Source organism: Frateuria sp. sgz306004, assembly GCF_057750885.1.
Genome location: NZ_JBYLFE010000001.1, coordinates 370,338 through 385,487 on the forward strand (window position 1 = coordinate 370,338; position 15,150 = coordinate 385,487).

Genomic DNA, 15,150 nt, shown 5'->3' on the forward strand with positions numbered 1-15,150 from the left:
GCGCGGCATGCGCGACGTCGTTCCTGCGGGCTTGCGCCCGTCCCGGCGTGGAGTGTAGCGAAGCTGGTCGCTCCTCAGCGATGCCGCCACGAAGCCTTACGATGGCGCCCGGTACGGCGTCATAATCCGTCCCTTCCGCCACCGAAACTTGCGCCGTATGTCCCTTCCTGCCAGTCGCCTGCAATTGCCGCCGGGCCCCTGGGCGACGGTGCTCGACGGCCTGTGCGGGCTGTTTCCGCAGATTTCGTCCACGCGATGGCAGGACCGCTTTGCGCGAGGGCTTGTGCAGGACGGGCAGGGGCAAGCACTGAGTGCGGATACCCCGTATCGGGTGGGTCTGGAGCTGCGCTACTTCCGCGAGGTGCCTGACGAGGCGCCGATACCGTTACGCGAAACCTTGTTGCACGTGGACGAGCACTTGGTGGTGGTCGACAAGCCACCGTTTTTGCCGGTAACCCCGGCGGGCGGCTTCGTGGAGGAGACGGTGCTGGCACGGCTGATGCGCGCGCTAAGTAACCCGCACCTGGTTCCCCTGCACCGCATCGATCGCCATACGAGCGGGCTGGTGATGTTTTCGGCCAAGCTCGACAGTCGTGCCGCCTACCAGGCGCTGTTCCGCGAGCGGCGTATCGAGAAGCTGTACGAGGCCTGGGCGCCGCCGCTGCCGGCGCTGGCCTTTCCATTGCGCCGCTGCACCCGTATCGTGCCGGGCGAGCCGTTTTTCCGCATGTGCGAGGTGGCGGGCGAGCCCAATAGCGATACCTGGATCGATGTGCTGGAGCGCGGGCCTCACTACTGGCGTTACGCCCTGCGCCCGGTGACGGGCCGCAAGCACCAGTTGCGCGTTCACCTGGCCGGATTGGGGGCGCCGATTGTGCACGATCCCTTCTATCCCGGCTTGGCCGAGCCCGCGCCGGACGACTATGCGCGCCCCATGCAGCTGCTGGCGAAGGCGTTGAGCTTCGCCGACCCGATCAGCGGCCTTCCTCGCCAGTTCACCAGTGAGAGCCGGTTGTTGCCGCTCTCGTGAAGGCATTGGACAGGGTGGGCGGCTAAACTAGGCACCGTCCGTTTCCCCTGGATCGCTCCCCACGTGATGTCCTCTGTTTTCTCCGCCGCTGCCGACGATGTGGCGCTGGAAGCGCTGTTCGTGCCCTTCGATACGGGCGCGCTGGCGTTGCCCGCCGATAAGCGCGTGCTGTTCCTGCGCGCGCGCGATGGTTTTCGCCTGCGTGAAACGGCTCGGCCGGGCTGGGTGTGCGAGCAGAGTTTCAAGCCGTTCGCCGATGCCTTGCAGCGCAGCGGGCTGGCCTTGGGTGTTCCTGGCGAGACATCGCGTTTTTCGCTGGTGCTGATCTTGCCGCCGCGGCAGCGCGACGAGGCGCGCGCGTTGTTCGCTGAAGCGGTTCGTCGTGCCGCGCCCGATGGGATCGTGCTGGCGGCCATGACCAATGCCGAGGGCGCCAAATCCGGGCAGGCGGACTTGGAGCGCTTGCTCGGCACCGTCCAGTCGCTGTCCAAGCACAAATGCCGCGTGTTCTGGGCCCGCGTGGGCAGTGGCGTCGATGCCGCGCTGCTGGAGAGTTGGAGCGCGCTGGACGCGCCACGCCGCAACGATGCCGGCTGCATGAGCCGACCGGGTCTTTTTGCCTGGGACAGGGTGGACACGGCTTCCGAGCTGCTTGCCCGACATCTGCCCACGGACCTCAGCGGCCGCGTTGCGGACCTTGGCGCCGGCTACGGTTACCTCTCTACACAGGTGGTGGCCCGCTGCCCCGGTGTCCAGACCATCGACCTGTACGAGGCTGAGCAGCGCGCTCTTGAGCCCGCACGGCAAAACATGGATGAGGCGGTACGAGCCAGCGGGCGCAGCGTCGCCTTCTCCCTGCACTGGCACGACGTGACGCAAGGGTTGGGACAACGCTACGACGCCATCGTGAGCAATCCGCCCTTTCATCAGGGGCGCGCGGATTTACCAGCGCTGGGACAAGCCTTCATCGACACCGCAGCCAAGGCGCTGCACGTACACGGCCGATTGTGGCTGGTGGCCAATCGTCACCTACCGTACGAAGCCACGCTGTCTTCCCGTTTCAACGAGGTGCGCACGGTCACCACGCAGGACGGATTCAAAGTGATCGAAGCACGAGGAGTGCGCACATGAAACTGGTCAAGCTGATCGCCAACCTGGGCTACGGCAGCCGCAAGGACGTGGCATTGATGTTCCGCGAAGGACGCATCACCGATCCCAACGGCGAGGTGCTCTACGCCGACGACAAAGTGCCGCACGAGCACATCCGCATCGACGACGAGCCGCTCGACCCGCCCGCCGGCATGGTGCTGATGATGAACAAGCCGCTGGGCGCCACGTGTTCACGCAAGGACCAAGGACGCGTCGTGTATGACTTGCTGCCGCCGCGCTATCAATATCGCGAGCCGGCGCTTTCCACGGTGGGGCGGTTGGATCGCGACACCTCCGGCCTGCTGCTGTTCACCGATGACGGCGCGCTGCTACACCGGATCATTTCGCCGCGAGCCAAGGTGGCCAAGGTCTACGAGGCCGTACTCGACAGCGACCTGCGCGGCGACGAAGGCGCCTTGTTCGCCAGCGGCACGATGATGCTCGAAGCAGAGCGCGAACCGCTGCAGCCTGCCGTGCTGGAGGTGCTGGAGCCGAGGCGCGCGCGATTGACGCTCACCGAGGGGCGCTATCACCAGGTGCGCCGCATGTTCGCCGCCGTGGGTAATCACGTGCAGGCACTCACTCGCGTGTCGGTGGGGAAACTGGGCCTGGACGGCCTGCCCCCTGGCGAGTGGCGTGCGCTAGATGCGCACGACGTGGCGAAGATTTTTGAATGAGGCGACGTGCGACACGCCGCCAACTCAATCGAGTGCCGGTTCGCGTCGTCGCGCCAGCTCGTCTTCCCGGCGCGAATGTGCGCCAGGCTGCCAGGAAACCAGCTGAAATTTACGTTGCCCTTTGCGAGGGTCTTGCGCCGCATCCTGCGATTCTTTCGAAGAGAGCATCCCTGCGACTAGCTGCATACCGCGACTAATCGCGGAGCGTGTTAGAAGCATGTGCATGGTGGTACTCCGGGCTACCCCTGCGTAGCCGTTGGGTGCACTTTAAACAGATTCACAAGCGATACACAAATGCCAATGCGCCCTGAACAAACGCGAAAGTTTCTCGCAAGAAAGTGCGCGAGTTCTTAAGTTTCCTGAACGCATAAAATTTCGTGGCTTAGCCGATTGTTCTCACGGCGATGCGTTGTGTGACGGCCAACGCATGCTGCATACGCACATTGCCTTCAGGAGTCACACTGTCACCCATGCACAGCTTTTCCTTCGATAACGCCTTTGTGCGTGAGCTGCCCGGCGAGCCTGAACAAGCAAACCATCCGCGTCAGGTGTTGCACGCGCTGTACTCGCAAGTCATGCCGACGCCCGTCAGCGCGCCCAGGGTCGTGGCATGGTCCTCCGCGATGGCGCAGGCCCTGGATCTGGACACTGCCGATCTGGCGAGCCCCGAGTGGGCGCAGGTATTGAGCGGCAACACGCTGATGCCGGGCATGCAGCCTTATGCGGCCAACTACGGTGGGCATCAATTTGGCGTTTGGGCCGATCAGCTCGGCGATGGGCGCGCCATTTCATTGGGGGAAGTCGTCAACGCGGGCGGCGAGCGCTGGGAGCTTCAACTGAAAGGGGCGGGCCGCACGCCGTATTCGCGTGGCGCGGATGGGCGTGCGGTTTTGCGTTCGTCCATCCGTGAATTCCTGTGCAGCGAGGCCATGCATCATCTGGGCATACCCACCACGCGTGCGTTGAGCCTGGTGGTGTCGGGTGACCGTGTGGTGCGCGACATGTTTTACGACGGACACCCGCAGGAGGAGCCTGGGGCCATCGTATGCCGCGTGGCGCCGTCGTTCATTCGGTTCGGCAATTTCGAGTTGCCGGCAGCCCGTGGCGATCACGCTTTGCTCAAGCAATTGGTGGACTTCACTGTTGCACGCGACTTTCCCTGGCTACGTGGCGACGGCGAAGCGCTCTACGCGGAATGGTTCGCCCAGGTGTGCGAGCGCACGGCACGCATGGTGGCGCACTGGATGCGTGTGGGTTTCGTGCATGGGGTGATGAACACCGACAACATGTCCATCCTCGGCCTCACCATCGACTACGGCCCGTACGGTTGGGTCGACCATTTCGACCCCGATTGGACGCCCAACACTACGGATGCGAGCCGACGTCGCTATCGCTTCGGTCAGCAGCCGCAAGTGGCCTGGTGGAACCTCAGTCGCCTCGCGATGGCCTTGGCGCCCCTGTTTTCCGGTACCGAGCCCTTGCAGGCAGGGCTGGATCGCTACGCGGCGGTGTACGAGGCGACCGATCGCGAACATGTGGCGGCTAAGCTGGGTTTGATGGCGTGTCGCGACGAGGACGTGGTGCTGATGCGCGATCTGCACGCGCTCTTGGTGGCGGGCAACGTCGACATGACGCTGTTCTTCCGCTTGCTGGCCGATGTCGATCTGGCCGAGCCCAAACTGGAGACGCTTGAGGAGGCGTTTTACGACCAAGCCCAGCGCGAGCAAGTGACACCGGCATGGTTGGCCTGGCTCCAGCGGTACACCGCCAGGGTGGCCGAGGACGCATGGCCGCTTGCGGCGCGGCGAGCGCGCATGCAGGCCGCCAATCCGCGTTTTGTGCTGCGTAATTATCTGGCGCAGGAAGCCATCGACCGCGCCATGGAAGGGGATTACGAAGGCATCAGCGAGCTGTTGGAGGTCATGCGGCGCCCCTACGACGATCAACCGGGTCGCGAGCATTACGCCCGCCGACGTCCGGCGTGGGCCATGCACAAGGCGGGCTGCTCGATGCTTTCGTGCAGTTCGTGAGGATTTCCCTTACTGCAGCACGTTGGCAAGAAACTGACGCAACTGCATCGGGTTGAGCGCGCCTGCCTGGCGTGCGATTTCCTTGCCGTGTCGAAGCACCAGCAACGTAGGAATGCTGCGAATGGCGAAGCGCTGAGCCAGTGCCGGTTCTGCTTCGGTGTCCACCTTTGCTAAACGCAACTGCGGCTCGAGACTTTGCGCGGCCTGGGCGAACACCGGTGCAAAATTCCGGCACGGACCGCACCAGGGGGCCCAGAAGTCCACTACCACGGGCAGGTCGCCGCGCCCAGCCACTGCATCGAACTGGGTGCTGGTAAGCGCGGCAGGCTGACCCTGGAACAGGGCCTGCTTGCAGCGTCCGCACTGAGGGTGCTCGGTGAGGCGCTCGGCCGGCACGCGGTTGAGCGCGCCGCAATGCGGGCAGGGAACGCTCAAGGGGGCGGACATGACGGACTCCAGGCAGCGATGCGATGGGCACCACATGGTGGCGGCCCCGACGCTGTACAAGATCCAGGGTGCGCCAGGCCGTGCGTGAAGGCATGCTGTTCGCGCGATGGGACGCTCTGATGAGGCTGACATGCGTTGGTGGTGGTTAGCAGGCGTGTGCTGGACGCTGCCCAACAGTTTGCTCGGCCTCGTGGCGGGATTGGCCGGCATGGCTTGGGGGGCGAAGGTGGCGTGGCAGCCGAGGGAAGCGGCCCTCGTGTTCTACCGCATGCCGTGGCGTGGCGTCGGCGGGGCGCTGACGCTGGGCAACGTGATTCTGTGCAACGGAGCATCGCTCGATGTGCCGTGTCTCACCTATGCCTGTCGCGCCGGATGGGCGGCGGAGCCACGCATTTCGCTGGCCGATCACGAGCGGGCCCATGTCTATCAGTACATGGTGCTAGGCCCGCTGTTCCTGCCGCTGTATTTGTTGTGCGGCGGGGTAAGCGCCCGCAATCGCTTCGAACGTGCGGCCGATCGCTACGCACTGCGCAAGGCGGGCTGGTGGCCCTGGAGCAGGGGTGTCGTCACCAATGGCGATGTCGCTTGAACAGGCTGCTGGCGGGCCCCAGGGCGCCGCCCGGTTGCAGGGCCAGACCGTAGATAAGGGTGTACATGAGCAGGCCCAGCCAGTTACGGCGCACACGCAGGCCTTGCGCACGATACATGCGTGACTGCACCCGATACATCCAACCGTTGGCCAGCAAGCTCACCGGCAGCGTGAGCAAGACAACCGGCGCGAGCAGATCGTATACGCCATCGAGTGCAAGCACCGCGCAGGGAATCAGCAGCAGCGTATAGGCGAGTTGAATGCCCGGCAGAAGCAGGCTCCACCACACGAACAGCGTACTCATGCGCGGCTGAAGCAACAGTGCGCCATGCGTCTTCAAGGCTTCCATCAGGCCGTGGGCATGGCGCCGCTGCTTGCTGAGCAGTGCATCGAACGTGGTTGGCACGTTGGCGAAGGCGATGGCGTCCTCGGCATAACCCACCCGATGACCGTCGCGCAGGATGGACCAGGTAAGCAGGGTGTCTTCGCCGGCGCGTTCGGGCCACCCGCCGACGACGCGCAAGATGTCCGTGCGATAGAGCGAGAGCGCGCTCTGCGCCACCAACGTGCCTTGGAACAGGCTCTGCAGACGCTTGGCGGCGGCCACGCCGTGGAAGTGATCCCACTCCTGCAGGCGAGTGATCAGGCTCTGGCGCGAATTGCGCACCATGACGGTACCCGCCACGGCGGCGGTGTTCGGTGGATCGCTCATGTAGCGCTCTACCAACCGCCGCAGCGCATCGCGGTAGAGATAGGCGCTGGCATTCATGGTCACGGTGACCGGGTAGGCGGCATGGCGCAGGCCGTTGTTGAGTGCCTTGGCTTTGCCTCCGTTGCATTTGAGGTCGATCACGTGCAACCAGGGATAGGACACGCCACGCAAGCGCTCCATGGTGCCGTCGGTGGAACCGTCGTTGATCACGAGCACTTCGAAGGGGCCCGGATAGCATTGGCGGTCAATGCTTTCCAGCGTGCTGAGGATGTGTGCCTCTTCGTTGAAGGCGGCGATGAGCAGCGTCACGCCCGGATAATCACCTTCAGCGAAGCGCGAGCGTGGCGGGCGCCGATCCAGCAGCAGCCCGACGAGCAGAAAGGCATGCATGGCGCCCGGCAGAATGGCGATGCAGAAGATCATCAGGTTGGCGAGCAGGTCGCCTTCCAGCAGGGCGAGATGGTGCGTCCAACGCCGCGTGACGTGGTAGAGGCACGCCGCCCAGATGATCGACAAGGCCAGCGTCAGCACGAACTTGAAGCGCACAGACACATCGTGCCAGCGATGCAGACGGCGATCATTGGCGGCCGCACGCGGTAGCGCCATGGAAAGCGCCACTGTCCGTTGTCTTGCCACGTCTCGTGCGTTGATGCTCATGCCTGTGTTCCACAGATCGAGCGGCCGCACCAGGCTAGGGCCACGTCACGACCGATGCCGGCCCGTGGTGTGGCGTCTGCTTGGTGAAGGGCGCGCGCCCTGGTCAATTGGGTGCGTGCAGTTCACATCCCCTGTTTCAGGCTGAGACGTGGCAAGAGTCGTGCCAGTCGAGGATGTGCGGGGAAGTGCCGGATTTGTCGGTGCGTCGCTCAACAAGAACCAGGTAGTGCGACGTGGGGGTGACGCATAGCGTCGACCCGTCCAGACACAATCTGACAGCGCGCGGCGAACCAAAAAAACGCCGGCCTGATGGCCGGCGTTGGTGGTGCGGCTACGCGTAGATGGTCGACAAGTGCCTAGTTGCCGTCCTGCTTCTTCGGCGCAGGGCGGGTTTGAGGATGCTGTCCCTGACCCGATGACGGGCGGTGGCCCCCACCACTGTTGGACGGCGGGCGATTACTTTGATTTGGCGGTGGCCGGTTGCCCGGCCCCGGCGGTGGGCGGTTGCCGCCCTGCGGCGGTGGGCGCTGCCCCGGGTTGGGTTGGTGCCCATTTCCCGGAGGCGGGCGATTGCCCGGGTTCGGCGGCGGCCGGTGATTGCTCGGCGGGGGGCGATGGCTGGGCGGCGGCGGGGGGCGGTGACCGCTCGGAGGGCGAGCGCCTGGCCCTGGCGGCCGGTGACCGGGGCCGTGGATGGGCGGGCGAGGCGGCGGACGCGGTACGAACGGGCGATGGAACCAGTAGTCGCGGTTCCGATAGAACGGCCGGTCGCGGTAGTAGTTGCCCCAGTACAGGCCAATCGAGAAGGCCACGATGGGGATGCCGATGCGCGGGCCATAGTCGGCGACGATCACCGGCTGGTTCTGGTAGGTGTACTGCACGAACGTGCCGGCCACCCAGCCGCGCGTGCCCATGGTGATCACGTCGCACCAACCCCAGCCCTCGGTGCAGCCCTGGATGGCCACGCTGGTGCCGGCGGGCAATTGCGCAATGGTGGGATAGTCGGGCGACGGGCCGGCATACAGGTCGACATAGGCCGTGACCACGCCGTTCATTCCTTGCGCGCTCGCAGGGCCGGCGAAACAGAGCGCCAACAGCAAGATGCAGAGCAATCGCTTCATGGGTGCGTCTCCGTCAGGCGTCTTCATGAGACTGCGACCTTTGCGAAGGCGCCGTCAACGCCAGGGCAGGGGTGACCTGGCAAGGCGGAGGCATTCAGCTCGCAGCTAGCGCCTCACGGTAGGCGCCACGCACCAGTTCGTGGAAATGGTGCACCGCATTTTCGCGCAAGGGGTTGAGTCGGCCCGCTTCGTAAGACCCAGACGCAAGGCCGCGCTGCACGTCTTCGCAGATGGTCACGTCTTCGTCCTGCACTTCGTCACTGAAGGCGATGTCCTTGGCGCGGCGCGTTTGCGCCTGCTCGCTGTCGTCCGGCGGGTAGTAGAAGTCGAACTCCACCCGGCACCGGTCCACGCCCAGCGGCAGCACGCGGTTGGTCTGCAGGCGATTGGGCAGGATGTTGAGCATGGTGTTGGGGTGGATGAAGTAGTACAGCGCCTCGCCGCTGCCGTAGAGGTCGCCGGCGCTTTCCAGCGGGCTGTACTGGAACGAGTACCACGGCGCCGTTTCGGTGATGTAGCTGCGGTAATCGAGCAGGCTGTTGAGGCCCGGATGGATATGCGGCACGTGGTAGCCCTCCAGGTAGTTGTCCACGTACACCTTCCAGTTGCAGGCCACGTCGTAGCTGGCGCGATGATGGAACACGTAGTGCGCCAGCGAGCGCTCGGGGCCCAGGCGCTCGTCGATGCCGGCGACCACCTCTGCGAATGGCGGCGCCTCACCGATGGCGACGAAGACCAAACCCTGCCACACCTGCACGCGCACCTCCGGCAGGCGGATGTCCGATAGCTGAAAGTCGGGCGTGCGCCCCATCTCTGGCGCACCGCGCAACACGCCGTCCAGGCCATACGTCCATCCGTGATAACGACAGCGAAGGGCCTTTGCGCCACGGCCGTCGCAGCTGGCGATCGGGCCAGCACGATGGCGGCAGACATTGTGAAAGCCGCGCACCACGCCTTGCTCGTCACGCACCACCAGGAGTGGCAGGCCAGCGATCTCAGTGACCAGGTGGTCACCGCTGTCAGGTATCTGTGTTTGGTGACACACCAGCTGCCAGGTGCGCGCAAAAATGGCTCGCGCATCGAGGGCCGCCATGCGCGGATCGGTATAGAACCGCGCCGGCAGGCTGAGGGCATGATCCAGCGCTTGCGGCGCCAGCGTGGGTGCGTCGAGCAAATCGTGCATGGGTCGACCTGTCACGGGGCGATACCTCGAGTATCGGCCCGTTTCTCCGGTCGGCAAAGGGGGCGCGGCGGCCAGCCTTCAGGCGGCCGCGTCCAGCTGCCCCTGCACCTCGTTGATGGAGTTCCGAATGCGTTGGCTGAAGATGGAATCCTCATGGTGGATCATCACCAGGCGTTCGGTGGCGCGTGTCATGGCCACGTACAGTAGGCGCGCTTCTTCGGCTTCGTTCTTGCCGGGCTTGGGCAGCGAGCCAAGGCCCGGAATGATCACCAGCGGGAATTCCAGGCCCTTGCTGGAATGCATCGTTACCAGCTTCACGGTGTCTTCCACCACGAACAGCGAGCTCTTGCCGTTGCCTTCGGCGAGGCGGCTTGGAATGCCGGCCTGCTCCAGCGCTTCGTGCAGCTTCTCGCCCTCCCAACTGTTTCGGAAAATCACTGCCATGTCCGAGTAGCGCCGCCCATGCGCGTGCTCATCACGCAGGCGCTGGATGATCGCCGGCAACTGGTCGGCCTGCCGCTCCACGCGAATCAACTCCGGCAAGGCACCGCGTCGGCCGGCGCTCTCGGGGGCGATCAAGGGCACGCTGTCGTCATCGTCGCTGCGCTCGAGCAGCAGCTCGTTGGCGAATGCGCGCGCCACCGAGAGGATCTCCAGCGTGTTGCGGTAGTTGAGCTTGAGAATGGTGGTGCGACCTTGCGCCTGCACGCCCAGGCTCTTCCAGCTGAGCTTCTTGCGGTTGGCCTCGCCGTAGATGTTCTGTGCGTCGTCGTACAGCACCAGCAGGGAGTTGGTGTTCGGGTCGATCATCTGCACGATCAGCTTGTACCAGTCGGGCGCGAAATCGTGGCCTTCGTCGATCAGCACGGCGCCGTACTGGAAGCGGGGAATCTGGCCCTTGTCCACGCCATCGATCACCGCACCCGGGAGCTCATGCACAAAGTTCGGCCCCTGCTCGGGCAGCGGCACGTGGTACGCCGACAGCATGCTGCGGCACCACTTGTGGAAGTTGTACACCTGCACCTTGTCGCTCAGGCCGCGCTCGCCCATGAGCTGGTCAAGCCGGGCCGCAAGCGTCTTGTTGTAGCAGAGCACCAGGATCGGCTTGGACAGCGCGCGCGCCAGATGCATGGCGCGAAAGCCCAGGATCATGGTTTTGCCGGAGCCAGCCACGCCATGGATGATGCGGTGCTCGTCGCCCAGCGAACGCGCCAGGAGTTCCTGCTGCGCGTCCATCACCTTGATCAGGTCGGGGATGGCCACCTTGGTGCTGGTTTCCGGCGCCTGGGCGGGGAACAGGCCGAACTGGCCTTCGCCCGGCTCCACGCGGATCTCCGGAAACAGGTGCCAGCGCACGCGATCGATCTGCGGCAGCGTCAATGCGGTGGGGAAGACCTGCGGAAACATCGCCCACAGGCGCTCCTGGAAGGCCTCCGGTTCCACCGTTTCGTACATCTCGTCCTGGCAGATCACCAGATGCGGGGGAATCACGTCGCCCAGCTCGCCGGCGTCGAATTGCTTGCGACTGATATTGGCAAGCACCACCCCGTAACCCCAGGGCATCAGCAGCTTGCCTTCGTAGGTATGCCCGGGTGGGTGGCGCAGCGCGGGGTCGTGCGCCAGCACCTTGTAGATCTCGCTGGCATAGTCGCGCGCCTGCATCAGCGGGTTGTGCTCCTTCACGCTGCTATTGCCGGTGAGCAGGGTGAACAGCGTGCGGTCCGCATGCTGGATGGTGCCGGGCTTCCAGTCCTTCACCTCCAGCACCAGCAGGCCGCGACGCGGATGGAACACGATGAAGTCGGGATGCCGCTGGCGCGGGCCGATCGGCACGTCGTACCACAGCAGGTAATCTTCCTCGAGCTTTTGCTCCAGGCGCTCGGACAAGCGCTTCTCGCCGCTGGTCATGCGCGGCAGGCAGCTATTGCGGGTTGGAATGAGCGTTGCCACCGTGGCCCCCTGAGTTCCAGTGCGGGGACGTTAGCCGATTGCCCTGCCGCTGGGCTAGGTATGGCCCGACGGAAGGGCTATCCGCCGAGCTCGTGAGGTAGGCGCGAGAGGTAGTGGCCAAGCCTGGCTCGCCCCGGCGCGACAGGCTGGCGCCGAGTCAGCTCCAATGGGTGAGAACGTCCGCCGGGAGGCCCGTGCGAGTGCAGGCGCGGGCGGCGATGCCGTCATGAAGTGCCGAGCGGAACACCGGCGCCACCGACCACAACGCCCGCGCGGCCAGCCCCGCCTGGGCGCGCTGCAACGGCGTGCGCTTGAGCAGGTCATCGGCCCAGGGCGGCAACAGCGCGGCGCCGGCTTGCAGGAACACATCGCGCGAAAGCCCGGCAATGGGCACTGGCAGGCGAACCTTCGACAGCACCTGCAACACGGTACGCGAGCGCTCGCTGAACATCAGCTCTGGCCGCATGCGGCGGAAGTAGCTGTTGATCTGCGCCTCAGAGGCCGGCACGTCGCGTGCGCCCAGGGCCTCGGCCACACGGCGAGCCTCGTCGTAGTAGCGATCAGCGGCGCCAGCCGGCATCGCGATATGGCTATAGCGTCGATAGCCCTGGAGGAAGCTGTAGGCTTCGGTCACGTGCACCCACGTGAGCAACTCGGGATCGTCCGCAGCGTATGGACGTCCATCTTCGGTGAGGCCTTGCACCTTGGCGTGGATGCTCTTGACCCGAGCAATCAACTGTTCTGCCTGCTCGGTGGATGCATACGTGGTGCCACTCACGAACGAGGTGGTGCGACGCAGTCGGCCCACCAGGTCATCGCGAAAGTTGGAGTGGTCCCACACGCCCGCCAGCGCGCGAGGGTGCAAGGTCTGCAGCATCAGGGCGGCGAGGCCGCCGGCCAGCATGCCGGGAAAATCCGCGTGCACACGCCAGGTCGCGCTTTCCGGCCCGAACAGGCCCGGCTCGCCCAGCGGATGATCGTAGTCGACATGGCCGCCACCGCCACGGGGAAAGGCGCCCAGAACCCAGCGACGAATGGGTTCGCGAGCGGGACGAGCGAGCAGGGTCCAGGGAGAAGGCATGATCAATGGGCGTACCGATGAGCCATGAGTGTAGCGCTTGGTTACAAATGCATCCTTTGCATGCGCGAAAAGCCTGTGTTATTCCTTATCGCCATGACCAACCTCACCGCCCGCCAGTATTTTTGGTTTTACGGCTATCCGATGCCGCTGGCGGAGGGTTGGTAGCGACTGTCTCAACGACAAGTCACCATTCCCAAGAAAGGCCGCCAGCCACCACTGGCGGCCTTTTTCATGGTCGCGAGTGGAACCCCCACCCAGGAGATCCCCGTGAACCCCACCACCGACGATTTGCGCATTCGCGCCATTACCACGCTCAGTACGCCCGCCGAGGTCATGCGCGATTGCCCAATGAGCGCCCGCGCAGCGCATACGGTCACTACCTCGCGAGATGCGCTGCACCAGATTCTGGCCGGGCGCGATGATCGCCTCGCGGTCGTGGTGGGGCCGTGCTCGATCCACGATACCCGCGCCGCGCTGGAATACGCCGAGCGACTGGCCGAGCTGCGCGCGCAGCATGCTGGGGAGCTGGAAGTAGTGATGCGCGTGTATTTCGAGAAGCCGCGCACCACGGTGGGCTGGAAGGGGCTGATCAATGATCCCGAGTTGGACGGCAGCTTCCAGATCGACAAGGGCTTGCGCATGGCGCGCGGACTGCTGCGTGACATCAACGAACGCGGTGTGCCGGCCGGCTGCGAGTTCCTGGACATGATCACGCCGCAGTACATTGCCGACCTGGTGGCCTGGGGCGCCATCGGGGCGCGCACCACGGAAAGCCAGGTGCATCGCGAGCTGGCCTCGGGCCTGTCGTGCCCGGTGGGTTTCAAGAACGGCACCGACGGCAACGTGAAGATTGCCGTGGACGCCGTGCAGGCTGCATCGCAGCCGCATCATTTCATGGCCGTCACCAAGGACGGCCAGACTGCGATCGCCGCGACCACGGGCAATGCCGACTGCCATGTGATCCTGCGCGGCGGCAAGGTACCCAATTACGACGCCGATAGCGTAGACGCTGCCTGCATGGCGATCGGGCGCGGAGGCTTGGCCGAGCGCGTGATGATCGACGCCAGTCACGCCAACAGCAGCAAGCAGCCGGAAAACCAGCCGGCCGTTGTGGACGCCATCGCGGCACAGTTGGCGGGCGGCGAGCATCGCATCGTCGGTGTAATGGTGGAGAGCCACCTGGTAGCCGGTCGCCAGGAGCTTTTGCCGGGCGAACCGTTGCGCTACGGACAGAGCATCACCGATGGCTGCATCGGCTGGGAGGCAACGGAAGAGGTGCTTGAACGCCTTGCGCGTGCGGTACGCACGCGGCGCGCACTCGATCGCTCTTGGACATCCGCCACGCGCACTGCTGCGGGTTGTTGAGCAGTGACGCGGCGTTAGAGCCTGTTCACGATCTCCACGTAGTCCACGTTGCGTGGGTGTGCCCGCCAGGAACCGGCACGCGGCTCGACCTGATCGCCAGTCAGGCGCCTCGACACGCTCCGCTCCCTGGCGGGCACACCAGCACAACCCTTCGGGCCGGGCCGGTTTGCACCCAGCGCGGCATCATCACTCGGTGGTATACGGACGTGCACGCCCTCGTTCTTCCTTAGATCTGCGCGTAAACCGCTCCCGGCGCGGGCCACGTGGGGATCGTGAACTGGCTCTTAGAGAGGGTTAATCGTGCCCCTCGCGCGTGTGCCCGGTGGGGTCCACCGCGAGGGCAAGCCGGGCGATCTGCACGCCATCGTGCTCGCTAAGCGTGGCGATGGAGCCGTTACCTCGCTGGGCGAGGTAGACGTTGTCCTGATCCAGCGTGGTGCGTTCCGGGCCATGCTGCCGATAAGGTGCTTGTGCCATCGCGGCCAGGCTTGCCGCTTCCGGAAAGAACAACTGGCCCGTATGCACCACCTGGCCGCCCCGGTAATGCCCGTCCTGCATGCGACCGCCGACGTGCAGCTTGAGATGGATGTGGTTGCAACGGCCGGGGTAGTAACCGGGAAAAATGGTGCGGAACGCTACTTGTCCGCGTCCGTCGGCTATTTGCACACCGCGCAGGAACGTAAGCGCGTCGGTGGGCGTGCTATGAGGTGGCATGCCGCCTCCGCTACCGGGCCTGCCAGGTGGCGGGCCGGGAGGATGCCCCAGCGGCGGCGCCCCCGGTGGCGGGCCCATGTCAGGGCCATTCATCGATGCCGCCGTGAAGCCGGAGTACTGGCCTTGCGCGTCGCAGTGCCATATTTCCAGCGCCGAATCACTGAGTGGGCGACAGGTACGGCTGTCGAGCACCTCGAAGTGCAATTGCAATGCAAGGCCGGGCTTACCTTCGGTAATGTCCTGGCGCAGTAGTGCGCGGTCCAGGTAGTAGGGGCCTTCGGTCTGCTCGGGACTCAGGTAGCAGGCCGGTCGGCCATCGGGTAGGGCGCGTGCCAGCCGTGCCAGGGGTAATGCAGTGAGGCCGCCTGCAAAGAGCTGTAAAAAGTGGCGTCGGTTCCAGGTGATTTTCACTTCGTTTCCCACGATTGAAACGGAGCGCGAAGGC

13 protein-coding genes are annotated in these 15,150 nt (G+C 64.9%); 6 read left to right on the forward strand and 7 right to left on the reverse strand.

Features of this window, described 5'->3' with window-relative positions:
- Positions 1 to 157 precede the first annotated feature (157 nt).
- From AC3G2C_RS01765 to AC3G2C_RS01780, 4 genes are all read left to right on the forward strand, one after another.
- The gene (locus AC3G2C_RS01765; RefSeq protein WP_488382887.1) at positions 158 to 1,030 is read left to right on the forward strand and encodes a pseudouridine synthase; all 873 of its coding nucleotides are present in this window, start codon (positions 158 to 160) and stop codon (positions 1,028 to 1,030) included.
- A gap of 66 nt (positions 1,031 to 1,096) precedes the next feature.
- Positions 1,097 to 2,161, forward strand: coding sequence for a class I SAM-dependent methyltransferase (locus AC3G2C_RS01770; protein ID WP_488383211.1), 1,065 nt, complete (start codon positions 1,097 to 1,099; stop codon positions 2,159 to 2,161).
- The gene (locus AC3G2C_RS01775; RefSeq protein ID WP_488382888.1) at positions 2,158 to 2,856 is read left to right on the forward strand and encodes a pseudouridine synthase; all 699 of its coding nucleotides are present in this window, start codon (positions 2,158 to 2,160) and stop codon (positions 2,854 to 2,856) included. The genes AC3G2C_RS01770 and AC3G2C_RS01775 overlap by 4 nt, the downstream gene beginning before the upstream one ends.
- 470 nt (positions 2,857 to 3,326) lie before the next feature.
- The gene (locus tag AC3G2C_RS01780; RefSeq protein ID WP_488382889.1) at positions 3,327 to 4,886 is read left to right on the forward strand and encodes a protein adenylyltransferase SelO; all 1,560 of its coding nucleotides are present in this window, start codon (positions 3,327 to 3,329) and stop codon (positions 4,884 to 4,886) included.
- Positions 4,887 to 4,895: 9 nt separating this feature from the next.
- Here the strand turns inward: AC3G2C_RS01780 and trxC are convergent, their stop codons facing one another.
- Positions 4,896 to 5,333, reverse strand: a complete 438-nt coding sequence (trxC, locus tag AC3G2C_RS01785; protein ID WP_488382890.1) for a thioredoxin TrxC — start codon at positions 5,331 to 5,333, stop codon at positions 4,896 to 4,898.
- A gap of 130 nt (positions 5,334 to 5,463) precedes the next feature.
- Between trxC and AC3G2C_RS01790 the strand changes: the two genes are divergently transcribed.
- On the forward strand, positions 5,464 to 5,922 hold the full coding sequence (locus AC3G2C_RS01790; RefSeq protein WP_488382891.1) for a hypothetical protein: 459 nt from the start codon (positions 5,464 to 5,466) through the stop codon (positions 5,920 to 5,922).
- Here AC3G2C_RS01790 and AC3G2C_RS01795 read toward each other — a convergent pair.
- The 5 genes from AC3G2C_RS01795 to AC3G2C_RS01815 form a co-directional block, all read right to left on the reverse strand.
- Positions 5,900 to 7,291, reverse strand: a complete 1,392-nt coding sequence (locus AC3G2C_RS01795) for a glycosyltransferase family 2 protein (protein WP_488382892.1) — start codon at positions 7,289 to 7,291, stop codon at positions 5,900 to 5,902. The genes AC3G2C_RS01790 and AC3G2C_RS01795 overlap by 23 nt on opposite strands.
- A gap of 356 nt (positions 7,292 to 7,647) precedes the next feature.
- Positions 7,648 to 8,412, reverse strand: a complete 765-nt coding sequence (locus AC3G2C_RS01800) for an SH3 domain-containing protein (protein ID WP_488382893.1) — start codon at positions 8,410 to 8,412, stop codon at positions 7,648 to 7,650.
- A gap of 94 nt (positions 8,413 to 8,506) precedes the next feature.
- Positions 8,507 to 9,595: an aromatic ring-hydroxylating oxygenase subunit alpha gene (locus AC3G2C_RS01805; RefSeq protein WP_488382894.1), complete on the reverse strand. Its 1,089-nt coding sequence runs from the start codon at positions 9,593 to 9,595 to the stop codon at positions 8,507 to 8,509.
- A gap of 78 nt (positions 9,596 to 9,673) precedes the next feature.
- Positions 9,674 to 11,545 (reverse strand): 3'-5' exonuclease, encoded by a 1,872-nt coding sequence (locus tag AC3G2C_RS01810; protein WP_488382895.1) that lies wholly within the window; start codon positions 11,543 to 11,545, stop codon positions 9,674 to 9,676.
- A 157-nt stretch (positions 11,546 to 11,702) separates the two neighbouring features.
- A complete protein-coding gene (locus tag AC3G2C_RS01815; protein WP_488382896.1) occupies positions 11,703 to 12,626 on the reverse strand; it encodes an oxygenase MpaB family protein in 924 nt (307 codons plus the stop codon).
- A 231-nt stretch (positions 12,627 to 12,857) separates the two neighbouring features.
- Here AC3G2C_RS01815 and AC3G2C_RS01820 point away from each other — a divergent pair, with 231 nt between their 5' ends.
- Positions 12,858 to 13,991: a 3-deoxy-7-phosphoheptulonate synthase gene (locus AC3G2C_RS01820; RefSeq protein ID WP_488382897.1), complete on the forward strand. Its 1,134-nt coding sequence runs from the start codon at positions 12,858 to 12,860 to the stop codon at positions 13,989 to 13,991.
- A 294-nt stretch (positions 13,992 to 14,285) separates the two neighbouring features.
- On the opposite strand, the gene AC3G2C_RS01825 is transcribed toward AC3G2C_RS01820, so the two are convergent.
- A complete protein-coding gene (locus AC3G2C_RS01825; RefSeq protein WP_488382898.1) occupies positions 14,286 to 15,116 on the reverse strand; it encodes an intradiol ring-cleavage dioxygenase in 831 nt (276 codons plus the stop codon).
- Positions 15,117 to 15,150 lie beyond the last annotated feature (34 nt).

Excerpts from the sequence above, each read along its gene's own strand:
- AC3G2C_RS01790 (WP_488382891.1), top strand. The coding sequence starts at position 5,464 with ATGCGTTGGTGGTGGTTAGCAGGCGTGTGCTGGACGCTGCCCAACAGT.
- AC3G2C_RS01815 (WP_488382896.1), bottom strand. The coding sequence starts at position 12,626 with ATGCCTTCTCCCTGGACCCTGCTCGCTCGTCCCGCTCGCGAACCCATT.
- AC3G2C_RS01775 (WP_488382888.1), top strand. The coding sequence starts at position 2,158 with ATGAAACTGGTCAAGCTGATCGCCAACCTGGGCTACGGCAGCCGCAAG.
- AC3G2C_RS01800 (WP_488382893.1), bottom strand. The coding sequence starts at position 8,412 with ATGAAGCGATTGCTCTGCATCTTGCTGTTGGCGCTCTGTTTCGCCGGC.
- trxC (WP_488382890.1), bottom strand. The coding sequence starts at position 5,333 with ATGTCCGCCCCCTTGAGCGTTCCCTGCCCGCATTGCGGCGCGCTCAAC.
- AC3G2C_RS01805 (WP_488382894.1), bottom strand. The coding sequence starts at position 9,595 with ATGCACGATTTGCTCGACGCACCCACGCTGGCGCCGCAAGCGCTGGAT.
- AC3G2C_RS01795 (WP_488382892.1), bottom strand. The coding sequence starts at position 7,291 with ATGAGCATCAACGCACGAGACGTGGCAAGACAACGGACAGTGGCGCTT.
- AC3G2C_RS01820 (WP_488382897.1), top strand. The coding sequence starts at position 12,858 with ATGGTCGCGAGTGGAACCCCCACCCAGGAGATCCCCGTGAACCCCACC.
- AC3G2C_RS01770 (WP_488383211.1), top strand. The coding sequence starts at position 1,097 with ATGTCCTCTGTTTTCTCCGCCGCTGCCGACGATGTGGCGCTGGAAGCG.
- AC3G2C_RS01780 (WP_488382889.1), top strand. The coding sequence starts at position 3,327 with ATGCACAGCTTTTCCTTCGATAACGCCTTTGTGCGTGAGCTGCCCGGC.
- AC3G2C_RS01765 (WP_488382887.1), top strand. The coding sequence starts at position 158 with ATGTCCCTTCCTGCCAGTCGCCTGCAATTGCCGCCGGGCCCCTGGGCG.